34 protein-coding genes are annotated in these 25455 nt (G+C 45.9%); 3 read left to right on the forward strand and 31 right to left on the reverse strand.

Going from position 1 to position 25455, the window contains the following annotated elements; translation table 11 throughout:
• Position 1: 1 nt before the first annotated feature.
• From QMA41_RS04410 to QMA41_RS04480, 15 genes are all read right to left on the reverse strand, one after another.
• Positions 2 to 184, reverse strand: coding sequence for a hypothetical protein (locus QMA41_RS04410; RefSeq protein ID WP_171352083.1), 183 nt, complete (start codon positions 182 to 184; stop codon positions 2 to 4).
• 184 nt (positions 185 to 368) lie between these two features.
• Positions 369 to 1007, reverse strand: a complete 639-nt coding sequence (locus tag QMA41_RS04415; RefSeq protein WP_281628962.1) for a hypothetical protein — start codon at positions 1005 to 1007, stop codon at positions 369 to 371.
• 3 nt (positions 1008 to 1010) lie between these two features.
• The gene (locus QMA41_RS04420; protein WP_281628963.1) at positions 1011 to 1868 is read right to left on the reverse strand and encodes a DUF2971 domain-containing protein; all 858 of its coding nucleotides are present in this window, start codon (positions 1866 to 1868) and stop codon (positions 1011 to 1013) included.
• Positions 1869 to 1981: 113 nt separating this feature from the next.
• Positions 1982 to 3871 (reverse strand): hypothetical protein, encoded by a 1890-nt coding sequence (locus QMA41_RS04425; RefSeq protein ID WP_281628964.1) that lies wholly within the window; start codon positions 3869 to 3871, stop codon positions 1982 to 1984.
• Positions 3872 to 3907: 36 nt separating this feature from the next.
• Positions 3908 to 4051, reverse strand: a complete 144-nt coding sequence (locus tag QMA41_RS04430; RefSeq protein WP_080927273.1) for a GpE family phage tail protein — start codon at positions 4049 to 4051, stop codon at positions 3908 to 3910.
• Positions 4051 to 4338: a phage tail assembly protein gene (locus QMA41_RS04435; RefSeq protein ID WP_021455669.1), complete on the reverse strand. Its 288-nt coding sequence runs from the start codon at positions 4336 to 4338 to the stop codon at positions 4051 to 4053. Before QMA41_RS04435 ends, QMA41_RS04430 begins: the two co-directional genes overlap by 1 nt.
• Positions 4322 to 5002 (reverse strand): phage terminase small subunit, encoded by a 681-nt coding sequence (gene gpM / locus QMA41_RS04440; protein ID WP_281628965.1) that lies wholly within the window; start codon positions 5000 to 5002, stop codon positions 4322 to 4324. Before gpM ends, QMA41_RS04435 begins: the two co-directional genes overlap by 17 nt.
• 10 nt (positions 5003 to 5012) lie before the next feature.
• A complete protein-coding gene (locus tag QMA41_RS04445) occupies positions 5013 to 5378 on the reverse strand; it encodes a phage tail tube protein (RefSeq protein WP_019274354.1) in 366 nt (121 codons plus the stop codon).
• A gap of 3 nt (positions 5379 to 5381) precedes the next feature.
• Complete coding sequence (locus QMA41_RS04450) at positions 5382 to 6515, reverse strand: phage tail sheath subtilisin-like domain-containing protein (RefSeq protein WP_281628966.1); 1134 nt, start codon at positions 6513 to 6515, stop codon at positions 5382 to 5384.
• The gene (locus tag QMA41_RS04455) at positions 6512 to 6694 is read right to left on the reverse strand and encodes a DUF2635 domain-containing protein (protein WP_281628967.1); all 183 of its coding nucleotides are present in this window, start codon (positions 6692 to 6694) and stop codon (positions 6512 to 6514) included. The genes QMA41_RS04450 and QMA41_RS04455 overlap by 4 nt, the downstream gene beginning before the upstream one ends.
• Complete coding sequence (locus tag QMA41_RS04460) at positions 6694 to 7203, reverse strand: phage virion morphogenesis protein (protein ID WP_281628968.1); 510 nt, start codon at positions 7201 to 7203, stop codon at positions 6694 to 6696. Before QMA41_RS04460 ends, QMA41_RS04455 begins: the two co-directional genes overlap by 1 nt.
• Positions 7200 to 7664, reverse strand: coding sequence for a phage tail protein (locus QMA41_RS04465; RefSeq protein WP_281628969.1), 465 nt, complete (start codon positions 7662 to 7664; stop codon positions 7200 to 7202). The genes QMA41_RS04460 and QMA41_RS04465 overlap by 4 nt, the downstream gene beginning before the upstream one ends.
• Complete coding sequence (locus QMA41_RS04470) at positions 7664 to 8113, reverse strand: head completion/stabilization protein (protein WP_281629163.1); 450 nt, start codon at positions 8111 to 8113, stop codon at positions 7664 to 7666. The genes QMA41_RS04465 and QMA41_RS04470 overlap by 1 nt, the downstream gene beginning before the upstream one ends.
• A gap of 109 nt (positions 8114 to 8222) precedes the next feature.
• Complete coding sequence (locus QMA41_RS04475) at positions 8223 to 9260, reverse strand: phage major capsid protein, P2 family (protein ID WP_019274348.1); 1038 nt, start codon at positions 9258 to 9260, stop codon at positions 8223 to 8225.
• A gap of 32 nt (positions 9261 to 9292) precedes the next feature.
• Positions 9293 to 10108, reverse strand: coding sequence for a GPO family capsid scaffolding protein (locus tag QMA41_RS04480; RefSeq protein ID WP_281628970.1), 816 nt, complete (start codon positions 10106 to 10108; stop codon positions 9293 to 9295).
• A gap of 134 nt (positions 10109 to 10242) precedes the next feature.
• On the opposite strand from QMA41_RS04480, the gene QMA41_RS04485 reads away from it, so the two are divergent.
• Positions 10243 to 12003, forward strand: coding sequence for a terminase family protein (locus tag QMA41_RS04485; protein WP_281628971.1), 1761 nt, complete (start codon positions 10243 to 10245; stop codon positions 12001 to 12003).
• Between the two features lie 21 nt (positions 12004 to 12024).
• On the forward strand, positions 12025 to 12996 hold the full coding sequence (locus tag QMA41_RS04490) for a phage portal protein (protein WP_281628972.1): 972 nt from the start codon (positions 12025 to 12027) through the stop codon (positions 12994 to 12996).
• A gap of 33 nt (positions 12997 to 13029) precedes the next feature.
• Here QMA41_RS04490 and QMA41_RS04495 read toward each other — a convergent pair whose 3' ends face one another.
• The 12 genes from QMA41_RS04495 to QMA41_RS04550 all read right to left on the reverse strand — a co-directional run bounded on the left by QMA41_RS04495 (position 13030) and on the right by QMA41_RS04550 (position 21721).
• Entirely contained in the window at positions 13030 to 13566 is a 537-nt protein-coding gene (locus QMA41_RS04495; RefSeq protein WP_281628973.1) for a hypothetical protein, read from the reverse strand.
• A 106-nt stretch (positions 13567 to 13672) separates the two neighbouring features.
• A complete protein-coding gene (locus tag QMA41_RS04500; RefSeq protein WP_281628974.1) occupies positions 13673 to 14188 on the reverse strand; it encodes a hypothetical protein in 516 nt (171 codons plus the stop codon).
• A gap of 2 nt (positions 14189 to 14190) precedes the next feature.
• A complete protein-coding gene (locus QMA41_RS04505) occupies positions 14191 to 14736 on the reverse strand; it encodes a lysozyme (protein WP_281628975.1) in 546 nt (181 codons plus the stop codon).
• Positions 14733 to 14975, reverse strand: coding sequence for a hypothetical protein (locus tag QMA41_RS04510; RefSeq protein ID WP_281628976.1), 243 nt, complete (start codon positions 14973 to 14975; stop codon positions 14733 to 14735). Before QMA41_RS04510 ends, QMA41_RS04505 begins: the two co-directional genes overlap by 4 nt.
• Positions 14976 to 15126: 151 nt before the next feature.
• A complete protein-coding gene (locus QMA41_RS04515) occupies positions 15127 to 15726 on the reverse strand; it encodes a hypothetical protein (RefSeq protein ID WP_281628977.1) in 600 nt (199 codons plus the stop codon).
• Positions 15726 to 17051, reverse strand: coding sequence for a phage tail protein (locus QMA41_RS04520; protein WP_281628978.1), 1326 nt, complete (start codon positions 17049 to 17051; stop codon positions 15726 to 15728). The genes QMA41_RS04515 and QMA41_RS04520 overlap by 1 nt, the downstream gene beginning before the upstream one ends.
• Complete coding sequence (locus tag QMA41_RS04525) at positions 17048 to 17578, reverse strand: hypothetical protein (RefSeq protein ID WP_281628979.1); 531 nt, start codon at positions 17576 to 17578, stop codon at positions 17048 to 17050. Before QMA41_RS04525 ends, QMA41_RS04520 begins: the two co-directional genes overlap by 4 nt.
• Positions 17560 to 18603 (reverse strand): baseplate J/gp47 family protein, encoded by a 1044-nt coding sequence (locus QMA41_RS04530; RefSeq protein WP_281628980.1) that lies wholly within the window; start codon positions 18601 to 18603, stop codon positions 17560 to 17562. The genes QMA41_RS04525 and QMA41_RS04530 overlap by 19 nt, the downstream gene beginning before the upstream one ends.
• Positions 18600 to 19001: a phage GP46 family protein gene (locus QMA41_RS04535; protein WP_281628981.1), complete on the reverse strand. Its 402-nt coding sequence runs from the start codon at positions 18999 to 19001 to the stop codon at positions 18600 to 18602. The genes QMA41_RS04530 and QMA41_RS04535 overlap by 4 nt, the downstream gene beginning before the upstream one ends.
• Positions 18998 to 19603 carry a phage baseplate assembly protein gene (locus QMA41_RS04540; RefSeq protein ID WP_281628982.1) on the reverse strand — a complete coding sequence of 202 codons (606 nt, stop codon included), beginning with the start codon at positions 19601 to 19603 and terminating at the stop codon, positions 18998 to 19000. Before QMA41_RS04540 ends, QMA41_RS04535 begins: the two co-directional genes overlap by 4 nt.
• Positions 19596 to 20534: a phage tail protein gene (locus QMA41_RS04545; protein WP_281628983.1), complete on the reverse strand. Its 939-nt coding sequence runs from the start codon at positions 20532 to 20534 to the stop codon at positions 19596 to 19598. Before QMA41_RS04545 ends, QMA41_RS04540 begins: the two co-directional genes overlap by 8 nt.
• Positions 20531 to 21721 (reverse strand): DNA circularization N-terminal domain-containing protein, encoded by a 1191-nt coding sequence (locus QMA41_RS04550; RefSeq protein WP_281628984.1) that lies wholly within the window; start codon positions 21719 to 21721, stop codon positions 20531 to 20533. The genes QMA41_RS04545 and QMA41_RS04550 overlap by 4 nt, the downstream gene beginning before the upstream one ends.
• Before the next feature lie 599 nt (positions 21722 to 22320).
• Here QMA41_RS04550 and QMA41_RS04555 point away from each other — a divergent pair.
• The gene (locus QMA41_RS04555) at positions 22321 to 22647 is read left to right on the forward strand and encodes a hypothetical protein (RefSeq protein ID WP_281628985.1); all 327 of its coding nucleotides are present in this window, start codon (positions 22321 to 22323) and stop codon (positions 22645 to 22647) included.
• Positions 22648 to 22767: 120 nt separating this feature from the next.
• Here QMA41_RS04555 and QMA41_RS04560 read toward each other — a convergent pair whose 3' ends face one another.
• The 4 genes from QMA41_RS04560 to QMA41_RS04575 all read right to left on the reverse strand — a co-directional run bounded on the left by QMA41_RS04560 (position 22768) and on the right by QMA41_RS04575 (position 25449).
• On the reverse strand, positions 22768 to 23004 hold the full coding sequence (locus QMA41_RS04560; protein WP_251768507.1) for an ogr/Delta-like zinc finger family protein: 237 nt from the start codon (positions 23002 to 23004) through the stop codon (positions 22768 to 22770).
• 25 nt (positions 23005 to 23029) lie between these two features.
• Positions 23030 to 23248 (reverse strand): hypothetical protein, encoded by a 219-nt coding sequence (locus QMA41_RS04565; RefSeq protein WP_031342464.1) that lies wholly within the window; start codon positions 23246 to 23248, stop codon positions 23030 to 23032.
• 127 nt (positions 23249 to 23375) lie between these two features.
• Entirely contained in the window at positions 23376 to 25205 is a 1830-nt protein-coding gene (locus QMA41_RS04570) for a replication endonuclease (protein ID WP_281628986.1), read from the reverse strand.
• The gene (locus QMA41_RS04575) at positions 25192 to 25449 is read right to left on the reverse strand and encodes a hypothetical protein (protein ID WP_281628987.1); all 258 of its coding nucleotides are present in this window, start codon (positions 25447 to 25449) and stop codon (positions 25192 to 25194) included. The genes QMA41_RS04570 and QMA41_RS04575 overlap by 14 nt, the downstream gene beginning before the upstream one ends.
• Positions 25450 to 25455 lie beyond the last annotated feature (6 nt).

A 25455-nucleotide genomic window follows, 5' to 3' on the forward strand; every position in this document is an offset into this window, starting at 1 on the left:
TTTAGTCTGCTAAATCACCACTCGGAGTTCCTACGCTTCGGGTGGTGAACTGAACAGGGGTAGGAATACCGCTCTCTAGGAAACGGCCAGCCGAAGCTGCCCTGCCCAGCCCACCATAATTCAGATGCATTTTGCCTAATAGATAAGCAAAGCCACCATGTTTAGGTGTGCCTAAGCCGCACATAAAAAAACCAGCTAAAAGCTGGCGTCTATGCGCCTAGAGAAAGATAAAACGGGTTCCTACGCCCGGCACTGGATTTTGCCAGTGCCGTTACAGGTTAACGATGTGGAAGATCGGTGTCAAACGAAAAGCATCGTGCTTTAGGCTTGAGTTAAGTACTAACATGTCAAAAGCCAAACTACCTAAATTATTCTTTGCTTTTAAAGTCCTCTAAAGAATCGTATGTGATGCAGTGCTCACCCTCACTTTCTAGCACTTTCCCATATGGCCATCTTATATCCTCAACACTGGATTTAAGTATTGTTTTAGCCTCTTTTATAGCAAAGTCATAAAGTACTAGATGTGTTGTTGTCGCACTTATATAGCCATAACATTTACTCTTCTCTTTATTAGTAGCAGTAATCATCACAGCATTGGGGAAAGCTCTATGGTTTAGCCATTGCAACCTTTGCGCTGACTTAGAATATTCCCAAAATGACAACACAAAAATCGCCCCTAAGACAATAAGAAGCATATTGCTTAAAAAGTCTGGAGTTCTAAAATATCTTTTTGTTCGGCTTCCGGTTCGCCAAGCCTCACATATATTGTGTAAACCATAAATCGCCAACCCCGCATAAATGGTGAAAAGAATCATTTCTGGGTATCTCAGCAGTATCAGGGGTATGTCCGATAGCTGAGCAATGGCAAGGTACTCAACTCCAAAGAACCCTAGAGTCTGTACTTCGATGCTCACTGCCAATATTTGAGAAACGACTACCCCTAGAGCAGTTACGATACCCCAGTTGTCTTTGATGAGTTCAAATATTGATGCATTTTTTCTAACCATGAACTACAGTTGCTCGTTATCAATTTCAACCGAATAGGTATCTCTGTTTGGTGTTGCGACATAAACAGGTATGCCACGTCCACGGCACAAAGCTAAAATGACTTCTTTATTTGTGGAAGACATTTTGGAACCTATAACAATATGGTTTATTGCATTGTCAGCAACAGTTTCGATCAGTCCAGATTTTTCGTTTTCCACATCACTCTGAGCAAAAAGAACACTGCGGACTTCTCCTTCATACTCCCAGCGAGTATGTTTTTGATAAACATGAGTTATAGCGGAAAGTGACATTTTCATACGAACTGAAAGCCCCAATTGACCTTTCATATCACGCCCATCTTGTCGTTCAACAACATATGAATCGATGTCTTTGTACGAGAGTTTCTCTACTTTAGAATTGTATTTAACGTCCTTTAACACCAAAGGCTCAACATCATTATTTACAAGATTGTCCTTTTTATAAGCTATACAAAGGCCTGTCATACCCTGCGCATAATGAGACCACATCAACGGTTGATCATCAGATTTACTGAAGCAGCATACAAACGCCTTAGTTGTATAAGTTTCTAATTCAGTAGTCTGATCTTGATAAAGTCGTTTTACAAGCTCCAAAGTGTTACCTTGCAGATTTTTGGCATAGCATTCTTGAAGTTTCTGTTCACTTAATAGGTTTATTTTACGACTGATTTTAATCAGGTTTTTTTCATTTATCTCTTCCCAGTCAAACTGAAAAGGAAGCTCAAAGGGGTCGTTTAGTAAGCGGACATGGGAGTGCCAAAGCTGATTATTTACAATTTCACTGAGTGTATTTTCATTGTAGGGGCGATACCTATACAGGAGCCCTTCATCTTGGACGTTCATTAAACTTTTTTCAATTAGACACTTGATTGTTAAAGAATAATATCCCCAATATCATTTTTAATCTATACGATATAGAAATACCGACTCCTGCCAACGTATATCCTTAGTTAGTTCTAGTAACTATTCCCCAAGGCTCCCACATCCAAATTCAGCTCAGTGCCCTTTTCAATCTTGGCTTTGTCTACTGTCACAGGCTTATCTGACTTAATCCGAAGTTCGACTTCGGATTTGCTCTTTAAGGTCTGGCTAGTAAGTGGTTGGTAGGCTTGATATTGCTTTGGCGTAGTCAGATTTCCTGACTGATAAACATGGTATTGTGAACTGGTTGTTTCACGGCGGTTTGTTTTTTCTTCAGTGGTAATGCCGAGTTTGGCGTTTTTGTTTTTAATGCCATCGAGCTTGCTGGCAAGATTGTCGACTTGTTTGCCTGCCTGTTCAGTTTCTATTTTCCAACCTTCTGGAATCAGTGAATCTGGCAGTTTGTTGATAAGGGCTTTGAACTTATTCCATAACCAGCCTACTTTTTCCCCTACCCACTTGATGACTTTATCTAAGCCAACAAACTTATCGACTAAGTAAGTTATGGCGATAATCGCTGCACCTACCGCTGCCACTATCATCCCGATCGGGTTAGCCATGATGACGGCGTTAAGGCCAATCATCGCTACTTTAAAAATGGCGAGTGCCGCCACAATGCCTTTGAAATGTTGAGTTACCCAGATAAGCCCTTTACCGAGTAACGCAAAGCCTCGATACAGGCCGTCGACGGTTTGGATGAGCTTTTCAATAAACTCGGTGCGCCACTGCGCGTTCTTAAACTTGTCCGAGAATCGAGTAAAGACTTTAGTGACTTTCTCCATCACTGGTGCGAGTGCGGCAAACTTCATTGAACGAACACTTTCCTGAATTCTCTGCAGTGCGTCGTTGTATGCTTCTGCCTTTGCAGCGTCTTCAGCGGTTGCACCTCCGCCAAGAGCGTTAAGCTCTTTACGTGCAGCGGTTAGCCCCTGCGTACCTTCGCGGAGCATGATTAACATTTTGCGTCCATCCTGCCCAAACGCAGCATCGGCAAATGCCATCTGCTCTTGAGGTGACTCTAGCTTTGAAAATGCATCAAGCAGCATTTCGTAGGCTTGCTGGGTATCTTCTGCCCCCTGTAAGTCTTTGTGGAGTGAGTTACCGCTTTTCTTGAGGAATGAACCCAGCGCGCCTGTTCCTGTCTCCTGCAATACGCCTAAGCGTTTAGTAAACCTGAGCATAGAGCCAGATAAAGCATCGCTTTCAACGCCTGCATGATTGGCTTGGGATTGCATGGCTTGCAGCTCTTCAATCGGCAGGTTCAGGTTACCGGCAACTTTCGCCAGTTTGTCCATCTCGTCTGCAGTACTATTTACCTCAGAGACCAACCCAGCCAAGCTCACGCCACCCAATAAAGCGGCGCCCTTACCTACCGTGGCAGAAGCAACATTTGGTAAACGTATTGCGCCATTGAGCTTTTGAATGGGCTTCATTGCCCCCTGTAGAATCGAGTACTTCTTGCTAAGGCGCGCAATCTCTTTGCCGTGCTTTTTGTAGCTTCGGTTTAGCCGATCGCTTTCGCCTTCCAAGTCATACATTTTCACGCCTGTCTGGCTAAGCTGTTTACCCAGCCGAGCCAGGTTGTTCTTGTAGCTCGTTTGTTCTGAGTTAAGCTTGTCTAACTTATCCTGCTGTTTGCTGATCTTCTCTGTCAGTGCAGCACTTGGGCGCGTCGCGGATGCCGCTTTGGCTTTGAGTTCGGTGAGCTTTTCGTTAGTGGCTGCAATTGCGAGGGCGTTCTTACTTAACTCTTTCTGCGAGTTTTTGAATGACGCGATCATACCTAGTGCAGCTGTGTCATCTGCCTGCGCTTTTTGCACCTTCTTGATGACCTTTGCGTAGTGATCAGATTCGCTGGAAATGCCCTTGAGCGGTGCGGATATCTTGTCTTTCATCCCCATCACAACTGACAGATTCATTTTCATGGTGATATCCCTTATTGGTGATGCAAAAAAGAGAGCTTATTCGCTCTCTTTCCGTTCGTGTCTAACTCTGGCTTTTTCACGAAACAGCAATAAGTCTTCGTAGCTAAGCCTATCCAATTCGCTTGGCTGCCAGCCCAGCACTACTGCTATGTCTGCGTAGTAGTCTTCAACGTATTCGATTACTGTTTCGTGTTGACGAAAAAAGAGGCGATTTCAGTCAGTACTGGCGCCCAGTTCTCTGGCGCTAAGTTGAGCATATCTCGCTCATTCAAGCAGGTGATTCTTGGCACCAGAATCTGCCCTGTTTCGAAATCCATCTCACACACTTTGATGAGGTTTAAACCCCGCAAGTTGCCCGAGTGAGGTTTGGTGATTTCAAGTTCTTCAATCATCTCGCCATCTTTCTCATGCGGTACTGCCAACTTGACCTTTTTCACTTCACTGCTGTGTTTAATTGGTGTCGCCATAGCCCAGTTCTTCCTTCAGTTCTTTGAGTTTGGTTTTGCAGCCGCCTTTGTCCGGGTCTAGCTTCATCACCTGTTCATAGAGTTGGTACGCCAGTTCGCGTTCGCCTTCTTCGTAATGCCAGTCACCGACCAAGCGATACATTTTCACTTTCAGTGGTGCATTGGTTGCGAGCTCACCAGATTGCAAATCTTGCACAGCATTGAGCAAGTAACTACGTTCATACTCTTTGTTGGCTTTGTGGGCTTCCAGCGAGTAATTGAATACATAACCGCAATAGGCTGTCTGGCCGTTCATTTTCCAGTTGTGTGGTGTTTCCAGCCCTGCACCAATGGCATTGCGAAAATCATCGTGAATGGTTGCCAGCAGTCCCAAATCGACATGCCACATGAAGAACCACCACAATACATCTAGATTGGCGTAATTGCCCTGATGCGTTTCAAGCAGGGTTTCGACGATTGAGCGGTACTTCTCGATCAAAGACTCTTTGAATGGGTCCTTCTCCTTTGAGCCCGCCAAAGTTCGAACGTAAGATAAATCTTGTTTGAGCATCAACTGGACTTCTTCCCAGGGCTTACTCAACGCCGATGGTCGATTCGATTGTTCAACCTGCGCGACTTTAGGCTTGTTGGTGAGCGCCTGACGTTTCATGAGTATTGAATACATGGCCCGCTCCTTATTGTGGGATTAGCTCGTAGCCATAGAACATGACTTCCAGCTGCCCTTCCTTCACGGCCAACGTGAGCGGGTCACCTACCCACGCATCGGTTAAGGTGTAGGTTTTACCACTGTTCGTCTCGAGTGTAATGTTTTCATCGACGAACTTTTTAATGGCATCTTCATCGGTATTGCTAGCGTGGGCGATGACGCACTTAATGGATGGCGCCTCTTCATAAGACTCGCTGTGGCCAAGCACACCATCGTCACCCATAACCGGTTCACGCTTGAGGTTGCCAAAGTTGATTTCCGCGCCTTCTTTGATTGGTAAGCGCCCCAATGAACCGGCATTAAGTACTGCGCGGCTAGTAATTGTTGTTCCCATGGCTTACTTCCTGAATTGAATCTTACCTGCAACGATGATCAATCCATTCACGAACTGCGGTGAATCCTGATAGTTGATGCGTTGCTTGTTGGTTTGGTCGAGCTCGACAATCAAAGACTTTTTGTAGCCATCGAAATCTTGCACGATGCCCTGATATTCCAGCTCCCGATACAAAGCGAGCAGCTCACTTTTGAACATGCTTGGCGTAACAATGACCTGACCGGGTGCAAACTTGGTACCGTCCTTTGCGACTTTGTGGCGCGCGTATTTGCTTAGGATGCGTGAACGTTGCTTCTGGCGGAAATACATTGCGGTTGCCGGTGTCATGATGTCGAGGTAACTGTTATCGGCGATACCTGACGCATTCTCGGTATACGCAGTTACTGGGCGCTCAATCTGCACTTCTTTGCTTGGCGTGACTGTGTAAGTTCCCATTCCTTCATGAAGCAGTAAGTTACGTTCTGCCCAGTCAAATTCCGTTTCCGCCGTTGAGTACACGCCACTCAGTTTGAGGGTTTGTAGGGGTCGGCATGGGTCGTTGGCCAATGAAGGGGCAATTTGCCCTGCCCAAGCAGCAACAGCTTCTGCATCCGACAACACCTGATTCGATGAATCACCCAAGCTATCAATCGACATAAAGCTGATCAGGGGACAATTGCTTTTCGAACCAAAGGTCACCAGCTCAGAGTGTGTGCCTTTCTTTGGTAAATACGCCAGACCAGGGATTTGATTGAGCGCGTCGTAGCGCTTTTCCAAGAACTCGCCCAAGTCACGGATAGTGGTCTCGTCATTCAATGAACAAATGATATGGTGATACTGCTTATCGCCCAATGCAGCAAGCGCAGACATGGTGTCATTGCTGGTCACACTCACCGCATACACGGGCATAGTTTCATCCTGCTTGCGGAAGAACTTCACCATCTTAACGATATCTGAGCTGCCAAAGTGCTCAGCGGCTTTTGCATCATCCATGCAAAGCTTTACTGTGTTTGCCCCTACCGCGGCACCATCGGCGGCATTGCCGATCACAAGGCAAAGTTGCTGGTCTTCAGCACTGTTAGCCAGGCTGTTATCAATCTCGACATACATGCCCGGAACACGAGCATTGCTCGGCACTTCTGAGAAGCTCATACTCATTCTTCAGTCTCCTGTTTTTGTTGTTTCGCCTTAACCTCAACAACGGATTTATCCTTGATTCGGCGTAGCCAGTAGGTATTGCGCGGTTTCACTTCTCCCGCAGCTTTCAGCGGTTGTCTGGTTTCAGGGTCTCGAACCAGTAAGCCTTTGCTGATCGGCTTAACCTTAAATGTTCGCATTAGGTTGCATCCTCTAGTGCAAAGTGTTCTGCAGCCATCGCCAACAACTCTTTTTCGAGCTGTGGTGTCCAGCTGATAAACGTACGTTTGGGCATGTGATAACTTCGTTTAGTGAGTATTCCACCCTGCCACTGTCCCACATTCGAATCGAAGAAGCCGTTTACCCTTGTGGTGAAAGAGAGCTGTGCACCTTCATTGTGCTCACGGCCAATAACACCCGCAGAGCCCTTTAGTCCAACCTCAAACCCTTTGTCACTGGTTCGTGTTCGTAGTGCCTGAGCAAAACCCAGCAGCATATCTTTGTTGTTGGCTCCATCATCAAGCTGAGTCTTTGGCCTTCGGCTTTGATATGGGTTGTTATTAATGTCTCGCTGCGCTCTGATTTGCTGCCTAAAGAACTGCCGTGCTCGGTTTGCCATCCGGCGGTTTAAGTCATGCTTTTCAGACGCTTTCATAACTAAAACATCTACCAACTGGGTCAGCTGTTCTGGGCTTTCTAAGATCTTCATGGCAAGTCCTTGGTATGGCCAACGAAGTAAACCAGCTCATTCAGTTCATCCGGTTGCGCGGTCGCTTCAAACTCGCTGATACACTCATATAGGGTCCCTTGCTGCTTCCAGCTTCCTTGCTCATTCTCTGCCAGTGAGTAGCTTTCTCTGAGGTCAATTTTTATCTTGATGTCACATTTGCCATCATCGAGCACCTGAGTCGCAAACGTCGGTGCTGGTAAGCCTTTCTCTGTTCGTTCCGGATCATGCTTGTTAAGCCAGTTCACCAAATGCATAAACAGAATGTGCGGTTTTAATCTCGCGTTCTGAACAAAAACAATGACGGTGTATTCCAACTCATAGCCGTCGACCAATGGTCCTTGACCACAAAACAGAGCACCATCTTCTACCCAGATATCTAAGCTCTTCGAATCTGTAATGAGGCTTATAAACAACTCCGTGAGGCTTTGCAGGGCTTTCATCACACCACCTCAAAGCAGTAGGTTTCGTGACTATGAATAAGCAGGTCTATGGCTTGGCGATACTGGACTTCGCAATGCTGTTTCTTGTCCGTTAGCGCCTCTTGTCGCTGCGCAGCTTCCGCTGTCGCATCCCCACTTAACTGAATACCGATCAACTCACCGGCTGTTAAAGCAAATACCGCCTGCTTGTAGAGCGTTGCGCCTGCTTCTTCATCTTCAAACTGATCCTTAGAAAGTGCGTTTAGGTCATCGTAAAGCGCCATAACGCACTCCAACTCTTTATGTACTTTGATACGCGACACGCTCGCTTGATGCAGAATGCCTGCCTCTGTTTCATTGCTCATGAAATGAAACAGAGACTGAAACTCTGCCAGCTTCAACGCCGGATACTTTGCCGTGGCTGGCAACTCTGAGTCGTAGGTTTCGCTTTTATCACCGACAAATTCCATCATGGTTCCTCGAGAGAAATGCGGGCAGACAAACACTGAACTCTGCTTCTGCCAAGGCTTCACAGATTGAGTGTTAGAGCCCGCATTGAGGGGGGTGGTCGTTTAAGGGCTATACCCAGTTTTCGCCAATCTTCAGTTTGACGTTCTTGAATTCCATCGCGGCTGCTTTGCCGATTTCTTCAATGACGTAAGCCATGTTCATCGACTCGAAGTTTTCGATCTGGTCTTTCTCGTCGTTCTTCTTACCCATTGAGCGACGAATCGAGCCTTCCTGAATGTAGATAGACAGGTTGTCGTAGCTGGTCACCATAATGCCGGTTGATGGGAAACCCGGAACCTTCACCGCAGGCAGGCCACCGTAGGTTCCAATGACCTGCACTTCCTGAATCTTGCTCTTCTCGCTTGGTGTATTGCCATGCGCTTCGTAGAACTTCGCTTTGTCGTAAGCCAGCAAGTCAGAGCCGATAATCGCAATCAGGTTTGAATCGTTTTCGCACGCATCGTGAAGCAGGTTCTTGGTGTTGAGCACCGCTAAATCGAGATTAATGAAGTCACCACCTTCACCGATTCGGATCTCACCGGAATTAGGCACAATTTCGGTGATGTAGCGCTCGGCGTTGTGGTCACGCATCGCCTGAAACCAACCTTTGTTGACGTCTTCACCGTTTGGATTCGAGCTCGCATTGGTGTTCTTCTCTACGCGTTCACCGTACCAACCGATGGTGATTTTGTTGGCATCAATCTGCTCACGCGTATGAGCTGAGATGATTGAGTTGAAGCGCTTGTCATGCGCCCAAGCATCAAGTTTGTCGTAACGAATTGCGGTATCAAAGTTAGTCTGCTCACACATGTACGGCATCGCGCCCATGCCTGAGTAGTCTTTCGGTACACGGCGACCTTCACCGGAAGTATCGGTGCGACTAGCAATCATGCCCGTTACGCCCAGACCGATGGATTCGCCTTTCTGGTTCTTCACCGGAATGATATTGATCTTCTTCAGGAACCAGTTGCTCTCTCGCATCTGGCCAATGATTTTCTGCGTGCCGTTTGGCGTGACGTTAAACTTCTGGGTCGCGTCATCCACTTCATTTTGCTCAGCGACTTTCTTCACGTAAGCATTGAGCTTGATTTGCGTTTGTTTCTGCATAGTTTTACCTGTATCTCTTCGTCAGACTGGCGTTATAGGTACTGCTCTTCTTCGCTGTCCTGACCTGCTAGCTTGCGCGGTGTTTCGTCAGTGATTTGGCTAAGCGTTGTCGTCATCTCCGACATCTGAGTCGACAACTGCTCCACCTGACCTTTGAGTTCATCGAGCTGATTGCTTTCAGGCTCCTCTTGATCAACCTCTGGTTTTTTCTGTGCGGAAAGGCTTTCGACCAACAGGCCTAAGTTGGTACTGAGTACCTTGTTCTGCTCTATGCTTTGTTTGAGCAGCTCTTCAGTTTCTTTACTCATTTCGCTTTCTTCCTCTTGTTGCGAGAACTGCTCAGGAGACTTTTCACCGCTGAGCCAGCTTTTGAATTTCTGGAATAAGGAGGCATCACTTTCCGGTTCTTCTTGCGACAGCGTTTGGGGTTCGATCGTAAACTTTGAAAGTACGTGAACCTTGCCATCGTCCTTGCTAGAGAGATGGATTTGAGTTGTACCCAGTGATGCGGGTTTGTCGGTCAGAGCCAGTCCGGTTAAATAGGCTTTCTCAGTGTTAGAAAACTTCTCAATGAACTCACAGGATGTATGAAGCAACTGGCCTTGTTCCGTCATGCGTAGCAAGTGGGAGTTAGGTTTAATGACTGCGAACAGCTTGTCTTCACGCTTCTCTACCGACAACACCGAACCGAATTTGTAGCTCCAGTCATAGTGCTCTTCATTAATGCGCGCGGTGTACACCTCTGGGTTGTAGGTCTCTGCGATTTCATCAATGATTTTCTGTTCAATAACGCGACCATCAACAGTTGTCCCTGCCTGCAAAATACAAATCGGCTCTGACTGAAACATGTCTAAACTCTCCTGAATTCGATGATTTCAATCTAACGAAAGCCTTCCTCTTTTTGTATTCATCCTGATTCTAGATACCCGATATAGAACTCTCGCAAGCTGAGTAATGGCGGGCTCTGTAGCACTATGCAGGCATGGAGACGAATGCAGTAACCAATCTGAACCAGCCGCTATACACGCCAACGCAAACTCAAGCGTTTGGGTTGTTCTTACGCCAGCAAAAGCCGGCAGAAATCGCGGATAAAATCGGTGTTGCCACCCGAACGGTTCAGCAATGGGTATCAAAATTTGGCTGGAAGGAAATGCGGGATGATTTGCCCGTAGAGCTCATGCTGCGTCAGAGGATCACGTATCTGATGTGGGTTGACCAAAAGCTTGAGTGTCAGGAACGCGAGCTGAAGATGCTACTCGATCAGCACTACAAACGTGTTGAAGCAGAGAATAAGCGAAGCAGACCAGGCACATCCGTCGAAGGCAAAAGCCCTAGAGGTCGCAAACCTAACAAAGTTAAGAATGACGTTTCGCAGATCACCAAAGAGATGCTTGATGAATACCGCGAGCGTACTTTCTTTGAGTACCAGAAAGAGATACATGCTCACAAGCTCGATGATGACATCAACGAAACGCGTTTCTATCTGAAGTCGCGCCAGATTGGTCTCACCTTCTATTTTGCTTATGAAGCTTTCGAAGACGCTGTGCTTAATGGTGATAACCAGGTTTTTATCTCTGCGTCGAAAAAGCAGGCTTATATCTTCAAGAACTACATCCGTAAGTTTGCTCTCGAGATTGGTGAAGTCGACCTCAAAGGCAAAGATGATATTGAATTAAGTAATGGCGCCAAGCTGGGCTTTATGTCGACCAACGTTTCTACGTCTCAGGGTTTCAACGGCCACATGTATTGGGATGAAGTGTTTTGGATACCCCGCTTCGCTGAGCTGGATGACTATGCAGGCGGCATGTCGATACAAGCGAAGTTCCGCACCACGTATATTTCGACGCCTTCCACGATGGCTCATGAAGCTTACCCGAAATGGGAAGGTAAGAAAGAGCACAGTATTGATATCAGCCACACCGCGCTTAAAGGTGGGGCGTTAGGTCCTGATTTTATCTTTAGGCAGATGATCACCGTTGATGACGCGATGAAGAAAGGCGCGACCTTCTTCAACATGGAGAAGCTTAAGCGTAAATATCCAGTTAAGGAAATCTTCGACAACCTACTGCGATGCAAATTCTTGGATGACAGTGCTTCGTTCTTTTCACTAAAAGCTCTTCTCGCCTGCAAAGCGGATTCCTCTCTATGGAAGGAAGTTGACCACAACAAGCCACGCCCCGTCGGTGATGCGGAAGTGTTAGTCGGCTATGACCCAAGAGGTGGTGGTCAAGGAGAAGGCTCAGATGATGCAGGTTTAGTGGTTTCACTTAAGCCAAATATGAAGGGCAGCGTTTTCCGCTTCATCGAGCGCTTAAGACTCAAAGGTTCGAGCTATGAGCAGCAAGCTGAAGCCATTCGCGGGATCACCGAAAAATATAATGTAGTGCACCTCGCCATCGATACCAGTGGCGTAGGTTCTGCCGTGGCTGAATTGGTTAGAAAGTTCTATCCGTCTTTGCTCGAGCTCAACTACTCACCAGAGGTCAAGCGGATGATGGCCTACAAAGCTCGGGAGATCATCGGCAATGGTCGACTGCAGTTTGATGCCGAATGGGATGACCTGGTGCATTCCTTCCTGATGATTCGCCAGCAGACCACCAACATCAGTAACCAGGTTACGTTTGTCTCTAACCGCAGCAAGATAGGTTCGCATGCTGACCTTGCCTGGGCTTCAATGCACGTGATGTGCTGGGAGCCAATTGATATTAACAATGACGACGATACCACCGTTGAAATTTTCTAAGCCAAAGAGCGGAGAAACGAAGTGATTGAGATTGAATTTTCTAGCCCTGTCAGCGTGATGAACAGCGACATACTAAGTTACCTTGAAACGGCTTTGGTTGATGGTTTGTATGAGCCACCTATTCCGTTCGATACTTTGGCCAAAGCGCTGCGAGTTAACCCGATGCACTCGAGCGCGATTGAGTTTAAGCGCAATACCCTCGCCTATGCTGTGAACGTGTCATCAGTATTATCCCGTCGCGACCTTAAGCGATTTATCCAAGACTATCTCACCTTTGGCAACGGCTATTTCCAAATTGTTCGCTCACACGCAGGCAAAGGTCCTATCGTTCAGGTTAAACACATTCCAGCTTTGTATATGCGTCGCCGAGAGGACTTGGGTTATACCTACAAGCCGAAAACTTACGAGGATGATGGCAGAGTTGATTTTAAGGAGGGACAAATCTTCCATCTCTCCGAATACGACGTTGCTCAGGAGATCTATGGGTTACCCGGTCACGTAAGTGGACTCACCTCCATCTGGCTTAATGACGATGCCACTTTGTTCCGCCGCCAGTACTACCGCAACGGCCAGCACGCGGGTTACCTGCTTTATATGAATGAGCCCAGCATGACGAAAAAACAGGAAGACGAAATTAAAACCAAGCTACAGGCAAAAGAAGGCATGGCGTTTAAGAACATGTTTGTAAATGCGCGAGGTAAAGACACTAAAGCGCCGGAACTTAAACCGATTGGCCAAGTAGAAGCAAAGGATTCATTTAAGGAAGTGAAGAACCAAACTATGAATGATGTGCTGGCTCTCCACCGTGTCCCTATCGAGTTGATGAGCGTTCGCCGCGAGAGTATTACGTCACTCGATCTCAGTAAGGTTGATTGGTTGTTTCACAAGAATGAGCTTTTGCCACTGATTGATATGATGCAAGAGTTGAATGATTTTGTGGGGTTCGAGTTGCTCAATGTGAAAAGCTATGAGAAAGCAGTGTTACTTGATTGAATTAAGGCTTCTATTTAGAAGCCTTAATTATGATTAGTTCAACTTTTCAATATCTTCAACGATGTGATTAGCAATTGCTTCAGCAAAATCATTTTCTGCGGACTTGTCTCGAATGGTTCCAGAAAGTACCTGCAAGTTGAATGCAAAACCACCGTTATAAGTTAACTTCTTTTGATCTATTAGGGTGACAGGTTTCTCGTTTCCAGAAAGCTGAACATCGTAATCAAATTTTGGTGGAGCTAGAGAGTCCGAAGGGATTGGCGTAGCATCACCTACAAATCTCCTGTAATAGTCAACATTTATCGCTATAGCATCCATTTCAGGTTTATCGGAAAGTAAGCCTTTTTCCGCTAGCTTTGTTTTAATTAAGCTCGAAACCATTTGGGAGAGCTCCTCTTTACTATGGTATTCAAGCTCTGGTTCATGGTACTGGGTTACGTCCACACTGATTTCTGTCACTCTAAACTTTGACGTGAGATCTATATCTGATTTATTTGATGTACTTCCACACCCTGACAAACCCAACGTGGCAACAGCAAGTGTTAAACTTAAAATCCAACTACGTTTCATAAAATTACCTTTTATTTATTCTGAGCAGCTATTTAATTACCTTTCTATAAATAAATCAAATCTCATTTAGAGTATTTATAACCATTATCGATTATCTATCAACGTCTTACTGTGCACTTTTTATCCAACTCTGCAGCAACTGGAGCTTTTTAGCGTTTTCTGCACAAATGCTTAGATTGTGAATGTCTTGATCTAAAACTTCTGAGTCTCGCTCGTAAACCGTTGGGGCTCTAGGAGTTTGGGTGGCGTCATCAAAAATGGAGGCGGATTGCTCAATACTGAGCGCTCTATTATGCGCTCGCACTGCGTTGGATCGGATGCGCAACCAGTCAGAGTCATTAACAACACACTGCTTATCACTGTTCTTTTGAGCATACTTGATCACCTCTTTTTCTATCTCTCGAAACTCAATTCGAATATCAGGCTTTTGGTTAGCCAGTTTTACGGCTAATTGAAAAGCCTCGTCTTGTTTATGTTCCACTTTGTCCCATAAGGCGTTTTGCGCTTTTAGGGCCTTAACTTCTGTAGTCGTTACGCCGTAGTCGTAGGAAACGTAAGCAACACCACCAAGAACGGCAGTAAAGGCAACGGCTTTAAACAAGGTTAGATACTTACTTAACATGGTCACTCTCCTTGCCAACCGTTTAGGCATACGTCTTGCTCTTTACTTCGGCGTTTAGGAATACCGGCACAGTTGCTTGTTTCTTGTCGGCAATCTTTACCATTCACAAACACCCACCGCGGATACTCATTACAAGCACCAGTGCGATCACCTCGATTGAATTTTTTCAGCAATGTAGAGCGAGCGAAGTTACCTGTGCCAAGGTTATAAACAAAGCTCACCATCATGTCGTACTCGCCTTGGTTTGGTGTTTGGGTGATACGCTTGTTAACGACACGTTCAGCGGCAGATACGCTTTCAACAAAGCTTTCAGCGGCTTGCTGTTCGGTAATATGTGTATCCTTGGTCACGCCTTTGGTATGACCTAGACCGACAGTCCAAACGTTCGCACTGCATTGGTAGGACTTAAGGCGGCAACCTTCCTCGTTAGCGATATGGCGTAAACCGTTTTCACTAACGTTTAGTTCTGAGTCAATAGTGAAGACAATGGCAAGAACCGAAGTGACAGAGCACACCACCGCCTGTATTGCTTTGGTTTTTAGGCTCATATTGCGCCGTCCTCTTGAGAGTTCAGTTTGTCGAGTTTGGCTTGGTTGAGTTTGGTGGCAACGGCATAGTGGCGAATAGCCATAACACCTGAAACGATACCCACGGAGATTGCGATAAGCTGGGCAATATCGTTCACACCGAAGCTGATTAGGGTTGCACTAACAGACGTTAGAATTTTCTTTAGCCCGGCAATATCTAGCAAAGAAACCACTAACGCTTTTACCTCTGTTTGATTCATTGATTTTTCTCTCGTAACTAGTGATTAGTGCCCCACAAAACCAGTGTATATAGCTGAGGTTTAAAGGGTACTGATGGCATTTCTAGTGCGGAGATATAGAAGTTTGGGAAGGTAAAAAGAACAAACCCAGCGGCTGGGCTGGGTTTGGTGGTTAGTTGGCTAAGCCAGATAGTTGTGGGCGCTCACCAAAGGGAAAGCTTTCATTGTTTGGGTAATCACTTAACATTTTTCTATCCTCTAAAAGCTTTAAGAAATCTTCATTCGATTTTATCGGAGAGGTTCTTAATTTTTCTGGATAGTTTTGGTCTTTTTCGTATTGGTCTATTCGACTCAAAACGTTATCAAGCTGTAAATCACGCCATTCACGCTCTTTGATAACCTTGATTGGTCTTTCCAATTCTTGATCATATTGCCAAGACGAATCCGATTCTCTCCAAGAGTCAAACTCACTTGGTTTTAGCAACGTGTGTGTCTCAGGTAAGTCTCCAAGGTGATTAATCTGATAGTCATTTTGCCGAGACTTACAATAGGCCACTTCTCCACGATGGTCTTTTCTAACTTCCCATGCATCATTGATGAATACTGGCTTTTCATCATTACTTAGCTCTGAAATAGGAGATTGCAGCGTACTCTGAGCAGGTAAGCCTGTATTAGCTTCAATCAACATTTCAACACTAGAGGTATATACCCCATCGGCATCAAAATGATGAACTGTCAACGTTTGGTCTTCTGTGCTGAACTCAAATGTCATTATGCGGCTCTCACTATGTACATGTATGCAATGTTTCTAGGGCGCGTTTCATCGGCGGTTCGACCATTAATCGCCCCCGTAGTGGTTTGAGGAATAACGGAAAAGTTTTTCTCTGGGGTCAGCAGCTCTTCTTCATTACCTGTACGTCGGAAGGTGTGATACGTATGCTGGTGATCTTGAAATGCATCAAGCTGTAAGCTCAATAGTTCTCGGTCAACATCAATACCACGACCATTATCGTGACCACGAATAAACTCAGCACGTAGATCGGACAGCACTCCGGACGGGTAACGCTCCGCAAGTTTTGGATACGCGGACTTATTAAAAGACTGTCCTCGGCATTCTAACCAGCCTGACGGTACTGCGCCTAATGGGAATGGCAACGGTATGCCTGCAAGCTCCTTAGAGCTAATCACTTGAAACAAGTTATCAGTCGAATCTCCGACAAACAGATTGGTAAAAACCGAAGCACTTTGGTCATTCCCAACCGTTGGCAATGGGGAAAACCAGCAATTGACGTCTGGATTACCCGTTTCTAACGTTGGAGTCTCCTTCACCGCAAATGCTGGATTGGTGCTAACCAAAGATACATTCATGATCAAGGGTTTACTCACATCGCGCAATTTCACTTGAAGTTTGGTAGCACGATCAGCGAGACGAATGCCATCTAAATGGCAATTGCTAGCGTTTTTTGTACTGCCTTGGCTTTGAAGGATTTGCAATGAACCATGCACGTTAACTCTCTGGACAATAAACGAAACGCTTCGGTGACCTACTGTGTTGATTACTCCCATAAGTGGGCAGTTAGAATATTCAGTTAGCCCTTCTATGATGGTGTACCACCCACCCTCACTCGGCATTGATGGTTCGTTATACGAAAAATTCCTTCCTTTAGGTGTAAGCATGGGTAAGTAAATGTCGTTGAGTTCCTCTCCTGTCACAAACTCACTGTGCTTAAAAATAACTTGTCCAACTTCACCTGAAATCGCCGCTTTGAGTGTGACCATGCCGCCAATGCCCTTCGGCAGCGCAACTTTTGGTGTCGAGCACTCGATGACGGATTGATTGCTGCTATCAAGCACGTGGATTTGGTGTAGGTACTCATCAAAGTGCTGCTCAATGGGCAGATTCAAGATAAAGGTTAAAACGCCATTGTCATCGTAGTAACTGGTTTCAATGGTGTTTTCGTAGAATGAATACAGTGATTCACTTGGGGCGTCATGGGTTAACGCGCCAATGAGCCGATACTTGGTTACAGTATTTTTCTGCTCACTGTTTAAAATGTCTATCCCGTGCTGAGTCGGAATAGCTTGCAGTGTGCTCATTCGGTGTCTCCTATTTCAAGTTGCCAAGTAATGGCAGTGCGGCACAAGATTTGAGCTTCAGCGTCTATTTCTAACTGCGAGCTCAATTCTGGCTTTATTGTCAAGGCAGTAGCCTGTTCAAATTGGGTTTCGGCTTCCAATGGGTAAAGCCAGTGAAACTCGGTATGAGGTAGTCGGACTTTTTCAAATGCGTTAATGGCTGCGCCATTGTCATAGCTGAAGAGGTCAATCAAAATCAGATTGGGCCTTTTCACATCGTCATACACCAAACCGTTTGAGCCCATCGTCCCAAGCAGGCTTTGATAATCGCGAATCTTCCAACCAAACCCTTGCTCTTCAAACTCTGTTAAAAGCGATAATTCAATGTCGTCATGGGTTTTCTTAAAGTCTTTGGCTATACCGTTAATGGTATTGGTCAGCTCTTCGTTCTCGGTGTCTTGCCAGTATTCACCTTGAGGCAGTAACCCACGGTAAGCGTCAGCAAAGTCCCCTTCGTTGTATTCAATGATTAAGTCGGAGATGTCCATGTGACGGCTCCTAATACATGAATCTGGTTATTGTCGATAGCCACTTCGCCCACAGGTGCTTTGACAATAAAGTTGTTGGTGACGGTTGAAATGACTAACACAATTTCGGTGTTGGTGATGGATTCAGGCTTTTGGGTGTTTGGGTCTATCTTGCCCATTTTCCCTTTGACAAAGTTTTCAAGGGCCGTGACCACATCATCACGAATCGCTAGGTCTTCAATGCCTTGAATCTCTATAGCGAGCGGCGTTTTTTCTGGGAGATGAGCAAACGGATGGCAACCCGCGAGTCGGTTAGTTTCGAAGGTCTCTTGAACAAGGTTGACCACTTCACCGCTTAACGTTGGGTCGTTTTCACGTGCGCCAATGTAGACCTCTACCATGCCGCGCTCTGGCGTGTTATCGAGTGCCCATGCAAAATCAACATCAGAGTGAGCCGACACTGCCCACACTTCGTAATCTTCTGACTTGCCGATCAGCTCGTTCTTCTCGAATGCCACAATTACTCGCGCTCGCCAGTGCTCTAACTCTTCGATATCTGCACCACCTTCAATACCCAGCGACAGGATGTTATTAGGGTCGATACCGCTTAGCCCTTCGGTTAGGGTGAGTTTAGCGCCGTTTGGTAAATTGCTGGCTGTCCCTGATTCCAGTGCAATGACGTCTACAGGCACATTGCTGTACTGCTCCTTAGTGGTTTCATACTCTTTATCACCGTAGATTAGGCGAGTACCTTTGGCGATCACCACGGTTCCGCCTAGCTCAGTAAACTGTACTAAGCCTTTCGCAAAGGTCGGTAACAAGCGTGGTGTATTGTGGCGATTGGCATGTAGATATAACCACGCTTCTGAGCAGGTTTCGGGGTGCAGTTGTCTGAAAAGCAAATCTTGATAGCCATATTGCCCATAGCTGACGCCAGCAATGGCAGAGGCTATCGCTTTGGTCGCTGGGTTGCTTTGCCCTGTGGCTGATGTCAGGTTAGCTTCCGCACGAGCAATTAAGCTCTCAAGGCTCACTTGTGTACTCATTTATCTACCTTCGATAGTGGAACATCAAATGTGGAGCCGTCCGTCAGGGTTATCATGACATTACGGCCCATTTGGTTTGGTTTCTCTCTCCAAACAGTGACTTCAATGGTTTTCGCGTGACCTTGTTGAATTAACCAGGCTAGGGCTTCTTCATAAAAACGTTTGGCAAGCCTTACGGTTTCATCGGTTAATTTGGCTCGTTTGAGTGTCCAATCCCGAGAGCCGACAATCTCTATCAGTTCATTACTCCAAGTACCGCCGCGTTCATTGTTGTCCATTCTGGCGCGGTCATTCTTGGTTGACTCGGCGTAGTTGTAGACGCTTTGCAGCACCGCATGAGTCATGCCGTCTTTGGAATCCACCGACTCGGTAAGCGCGTTCAGTTTAAAATGGCTCATGCTTTGTTGGGCTCCCGTGTTGTTTTGATTGCGCTGTCGTCTTCATAGTCGTGGCCGTGCGTCTCGACTTTAACGCCGCCGAACGTACCAGACTGACCACCGACAGAGCCCGCAACTTCTGCATTCTTCGCCACACTCAGATTGCCGCCTATCTCTACATCATTAGAAAACGTGGTTTTGTCAGCAATAACGTTTACCTGTGGCGCCTTAATAGAGACTTCATTCGCAGCTACGACATCGACCTTACCTTTGGTGGCGTAGACCTTGATGCCTTCTTCGGTTTGATGGATTAAATTTCCCTTGTCATCGAGCATGGCGACCTCTCCGGGCTTTAAGTCGATTTGGTAACGCTCATCTTCCACATTGACGGTAAGCCCACGCGCAGTAACACCGCCGATAAACAGGTTGTAAGCTTTGGCCTCTGGTAGTGGTCGGCTCATGAAGCCATAGTTGTGGACGCGCTTAATTCGGTCATTGGTACGGCCCGTTGCGGTTCTGATTTGCAACATGCCCGTAGTTGCGCCTGTCACCGTACCTGTTCCGATCACGTTCTTGATGCGAGCCATTAATCGCTGTTGTTGCTGACGTTGAGCACTAGACATGACTTTGCTCCTTAAACGGTCTGCCCAACTTAACGGAAGTGCTCGCGGCGCTTTCGGACACCGATAGGCCAAGTGACTTAATCACCAGCATTTCACTAAAACTCTGCTCTTTGTCGATCACTCGAATCACTCGGTTTAACCCATCAATCGCAAGCTGAGGAAAGATGTCGGCGACAGACGTTGAAGCGGTTAGGCTTTCCGCTGTGGCTAAGTTGCTTTCATATTTGGCGCGAGATACACACGCCGCACTGCTTTGCAGTTGGTCACAGGTAATGACCATCGTGCGTGAGCTATCAATGTTTGGGTTGGTGACTTGGGCGCTGGCTTCATCCCACTGGCCTTGCACATCAATAGTATGAAACTGCTTATTGAAGGCGCGTTTTATCTTTAAGCTGTCTATGTTGTTGCCTGTTTCGAGGCCAACATTGTTAATCGTTGCATGCGCCGTGCTCTCTATAGTCAGCACACCGTTTCGCTCGATGAGCATGTAGCCCTGTTCACGGATGAGCTGAGCAACATTTTCAACCGGAGACTCGGCGTTAATCTGAAACTCTTCAATCTTCGGCATGCCTTTAACGAGGCTCTTTACTCCTAAACCAAATGGCTTAGCCAGTTTTCTAAGCAGTTCTTCAACATTGAGGTTGTATAGCGCATCCATAGTGATGCGCGAGTCAATCATATTGGCACTCTTGGATCGTCCGACTATTGGCATGGTTAAAGCGCTTGCGCCTGTCTCGCGTTCTGCTTCATCTATCTGACCGATTAAGATGGATTGGTCATTGAGAAAGAACTCAACCGACAATGGGCGATCAATCTTCATCGGTTCAATCGAGCAGTTAAATGTGTGGGCCAATTGCTCTGTCGAGTAGTTCAAGTTGGCTTGGTAGAAAGTATGCTGCTTTCCGTCAATGTACATCGTGAGTTGATTCATCGTGCATCCCTTACCGCGATATCACCACGGATAAATAAAGGGTGCTGAAGTGAATTCATTTTGGTAATGACGTTCTCATTGGTGTACTCGTTATGGGCTATGGTCAGCGCCGACTTAAAGTGAGGTGACTGCACTGTTCTGTGAGCTTTGGTTCCCTCTGCTACTTTATCGTGCTGAGTCTGTATATTGCTTTTTAGTGAAGTGAGTGCGTCATATAGTTCTATGCTTTCTTGCGTAGAAACTTGAGTGGTTTCCTTGATGCGGTCATCAACGCTGACAATTAGAGTTGAGAGATCACTTTGAATAATCTCTGGCTGCTTTTGGGCTAAGGTGATCTCAAAGCTGTCATTGGCTTCCAGGTCAGTCACGTCTTTACTCATCTTCACCGCGCCCGTCACCATCTGTACGTTGTGGTGTTTGGCTGGGCTATCGATTTTAACTTCGCCAAGCATCAACGCTTGGGCACTGCGTGAATTGTCGACGGCTTCACTCTCAGAAGCTGGCTCTGATTGAACACCTTCAGACACCGTATCGACAGCGCTAGAAAACAGGTCAGCGAACTCGGCAGGGTTAGTGCTCAAACTGCTCACGGCAGAGAAGACTTCATTGATCGCTAGGCTAATATCTTGCAGCGAATCATCGGCTAGGTTCAGGCGGTTAGTAATATCAACCAACACATTGAGCGCACTGGTTGCGTTGTTTTGTACCTCGTTGATTTGAGAAACATCCAGCCCTTTAACCTCTTCAATAAATGACTTCTTAGATAGGCTTTCTACTATGTCAGCTTGTGCTTTGGTGCGTACTGTTGTCGGTGCAGTGATGGAAGGCGAAGTACCGGCACGGACAAACTTCAGGCTCAGCGTCACTAAACCTTTCTTGGTGTTAATACTGAGGGAGTGTTCCTCGAACACTAGCACCAACTCACCTAACCAGGGATGCTCGAGTTCTCCTTTTGGTTGCTGCTCCAGACTCTCAATAAATGCATTGGCGTCAGCTAGTGAGCTAGCGCCTACGAATATAGATTCGATAGTAAATGCCCGGGCTTTAGTGCCCATGACTTTTATATGTGGTAGGTCAGCGTATGGAATTTCACTCACTTGCAGACGCTTACCACCATCAAAAGAGGTAGACAGGATGTTGAGCTTCAGCCCATTCCATCTAGCGTGCTCGTGTTGTCGTTCCCACATCAATAGCCTACCAATCGAAGAAGAGATTTGGAGTTTAAAGAGCAGAGATTATTTAGGTGGTGAATGTAGGCTTCTAGCCCTTGTTCGGACTCACCCCTCCCCCCGCGCTAAAATTCCGCACTGTAATTTTGCGATCCTAAAAGTGATCGTGTTTAGGTAGGGTTAGTAAAGCACAGCCCCCGATATATCTACATCGAGGGCTGTTTTAGATTGAGGATTTAGAGATCGTCGAGGATCGTGTTTGTGCGTTTTATCATCCTGAGGAGCTAAGTTGATACCAAAGTGATACTGAATTAATACGCTCAATGTCTCATATTAAATTTAAATCGCGTTATATGAAATGATTAGCACAATAAATCACAAGATTCGATGATGCTTGAGCCGAGCTATAAGTGATGGAAGGAGTCGCAGTTCCCTATAGTCTTTAGTGCTCTGATGTTGACTGAAGAGCAGAGGAGAGTAGTAGTCTACCTTTGGTAATCAATATAACAAATCAGGCGCACATATAAGTTCTCTATATTATCAGCAGCGTCGGCAACACCAATTATATCTATTGATGTTAACTTCACTAAGTTATTTATAAAACACGAGGAAATACCATGACAACTAAAGGCACATTCTACGTTCAAAACAACTCTAAATATCCAGTTACTGGAAGTGTTACATACCATGAAAGAGCTGAATCTCGAATTGAATTTGTAGATTTGCTCCCCAACTGCAAAACCGACGAAAAAGGTTTCACCTCTGGAGCGGCTACAAAAGACACTTGGTATTATGATTATTCGCAAAATTCAAAAGTGCGTATTGGCAAAAAGGACTGTGCATTTTATGAAAAAGACCAAGGGAAGCCTGTTGAGATAATCATCGATGATAATTATTTTAAAGTGGTGCCAGACAAGAGTGGCAGTTGCAGCAAGAAAGTTTAGTTGAGCAACAAACCATATACAAGGAAGTACCTTTCTTGTGGAATCTCATTGATAAACTTTCACTCTAGAAGTAGTAATGTGTTGTACTTCCTTTCTTGAAATATCAACCGTAGCTACTATTTAAATGTCAAACATACTGATCTGGTCCAAATCTCCCTTACACAGCTCTGGCTGGAGCTTTGGATCAGGTTTATCACCACTGGGTTCAATAATTCGATGCACTGAGGTATAAGTAACAAAGACGGTACCGCAGTTTAGATTAAGGCACTGACAATATGCCTCTCGAGTTTCTTTACTCATCGCCCGGGAGGTAGCTATCCGAGCTTTGCTTTCACATTTTGGACATGTGATTAACATAGCAACTCCTTTTCAGTAATTGCGCTTAAAGCCTGAATTGCGGGCTTTCGACTTCGTCAGCCATTTCAATAATGGCCTTAATCGCTTCTACTTTCTCGCTATCAAGCTCGCCTTGATTGTCAGCAACAACTAATCCCATTAAGTAAGCACCTGCCTGGGCGCGGTTTTCACCGTTTGTACTCAATGCGACCCCGTCGAGAATTAGCTCCAGTGCTTGCTGGAAAAGCTGTTTTTTATTAGACATATCAATATCCTTACCAATGACACCCAAAATATACTGTATATTTATACAGGTTTCTACCTGCATTTTGATGTCGATGTCACTGAATAAGGAGTTGGTAGCTAGCACGTATCCCTTCAAAGCCCTAATTCTAAAAGGTTAAAAGCCTGCCATTTCTCAGTTGAACGGACACGTATTTGTCTATCGGTACTTTCGCACCGAGCTGCAGAGGTCTAATAAGACATTTTACGCCTTGTGAACTCCATCCTGTCATACGCCTGAGTTGCTCAATTAGCTGCGAGTTACAGTTATTTTCAGTGCTCCAAGGGGAATCGCTCCGCGCTTCTTGAAGTCGCTTCACGTCTTTCTGCTTAACTAAGCTGTAGCTCTCGCTACAAGTTTCAATTAACTGACCAAACCAAGAAAAGCCGATGACTTTCTTGGTCTTTTCGCCATATTGGTTTTGCTTTGCTTCATATTCGATTTTTGCCCCGACCGCTAACCGGCAAAACAAAGACCATTTTGATGAATCGGCCGCTTGCCTGAGCTCTTCGAGTTTGGGATCAATAGAGGTTTGATTGGGTTGAGCGCGTCGAAGATTTCGCCACAATGAAACTGGTTCTCCACCGAATTGCTGGAACTGGCGAATACGATGAGTTGAAGCCCAGGCGCGAGCCCGATATGCCCACTCTTCTGCTTCGCCTTCAGGCATGTGTTTACCGTTGATATTCTTGGAAACATACTTGGCAATATAAGCTGTAGCGCTCCCTTTGGTTGGGTCTTCAACTTTTGCATCAAAACGAATGTTGATGTTAGAGCCTAACTCATCTCTATCTTCACTGATTGCGCGTTCTCGTAAAATTGAGATGATTTTGTCCTTGTCCTCAGGAGCACAGAAAAGAAAGTAATGAGCGTGACTTGTGGCGTCTTGATGTGGCTCTGCGACTCGAAAGCCAAAGTAATCAATATCTAACTTAGCCAATTCCGCGCGCCCAATCGCCCATTTTTTCATGAGCTCCCTGTGGCCTTCTTTTACTGTTGCCCCATTCCACTTAGCTGAATTTCGGTGATACTTACTTGGGAGTGTCCAGGTCAGGAACAAAGCGACGTAACCCAAATCTTGTGCAAGCTCTTCGAACCCACGCGAGCGAACCATCATCTCTATACGTCGGTTCTCTGGATTGGCCGTTGTTCGCTTTACTACATCTTCCAGCTTGAACGCTTCTCCGGTCTCATCATTCATGACGGCCATCGACTCAACAAATCGCTTGGCTTCTCTTTGCTTTTGCATCCAGTTTGAGAAAGAAACTGCGCTAACATACGGCTTTTGGTATTTCGACTCACCGACACGGTCCAAAGTGATTTGAGCATACTCTATGTACTGAGCTCGCAAGTGAATGAGCCGGCCTACTATCCAGCCTTCGCTTTGCATTTTTAGAATGGCCACTTGCAGGTCTTGCTCAAGCTCTTCTGGCTTCTTATCTCTCTTAGAAAAGTTAACGTGCGGAGAACTGACAAAAATCTCTTTCAGGTTTTTGGCCTGTTGCTCGTAAACATGCTCTAAAGCTTCCAGAAAACTATCGAACTGCTCTCCTAAATCTGGGTCAGACATTGCAATCGACGCTTTGTCTGAATACTCCTTTGCTAGCTTTTTTACGGCGTCATCTCGCATCAAAATGGCGTGTGTAAGAGGTCTAGATTTCGCACCATTTCTGAAATCAACAAACGGGAATTTGTCTTCGAGGAAGTGGGATTGTCTGAGGCCAAAATTGACCGCATCTTCTGCAGCCCTGACTAGATTTTCGCGGGTTGGATTTTTACGTCCCATTCGCTGGACGACTTTGCGCTTAATGTCATTTCTGATCAACTGAGGAAGTCTGGGAAAGAAACGACGAGTGAAAGAGGAGTATTTAACAATATCACCGGCTTCTCCTAACTCTCGTTGCTTCTCGAGTGCTTCATCGACTTCAACTTGGTTCATTGGTCGACTGTCCGCTCATAGATGCCAAAAAGGTGTTCGCCTCTTCCGCAAAGAATCGGCAATCTGCAATTTGACGCTCTAGGTCTAATGTTGTTAAGCCTGCATTTTTTGTAATGTCGATACCTGTTTCCAAGCAGTCGGCTGCTTCGACCAAACGGTCACGTAAAAAGCCTAACAACGTAATGCTTTGTGTGAATGGGTTCTCGTGTATTGTCTGATTTGAATTGAGTTGACTATCCATCATTCCCTC

Origin of the sequence: Vibrio sp. St2 (assembly GCF_947311885.1) — a bacterium.
GTDB classification, from domain to species: Bacteria; Pseudomonadota; Gammaproteobacteria; order Enterobacterales; family Vibrionaceae; genus Vibrio; species Vibrio coralliilyticus.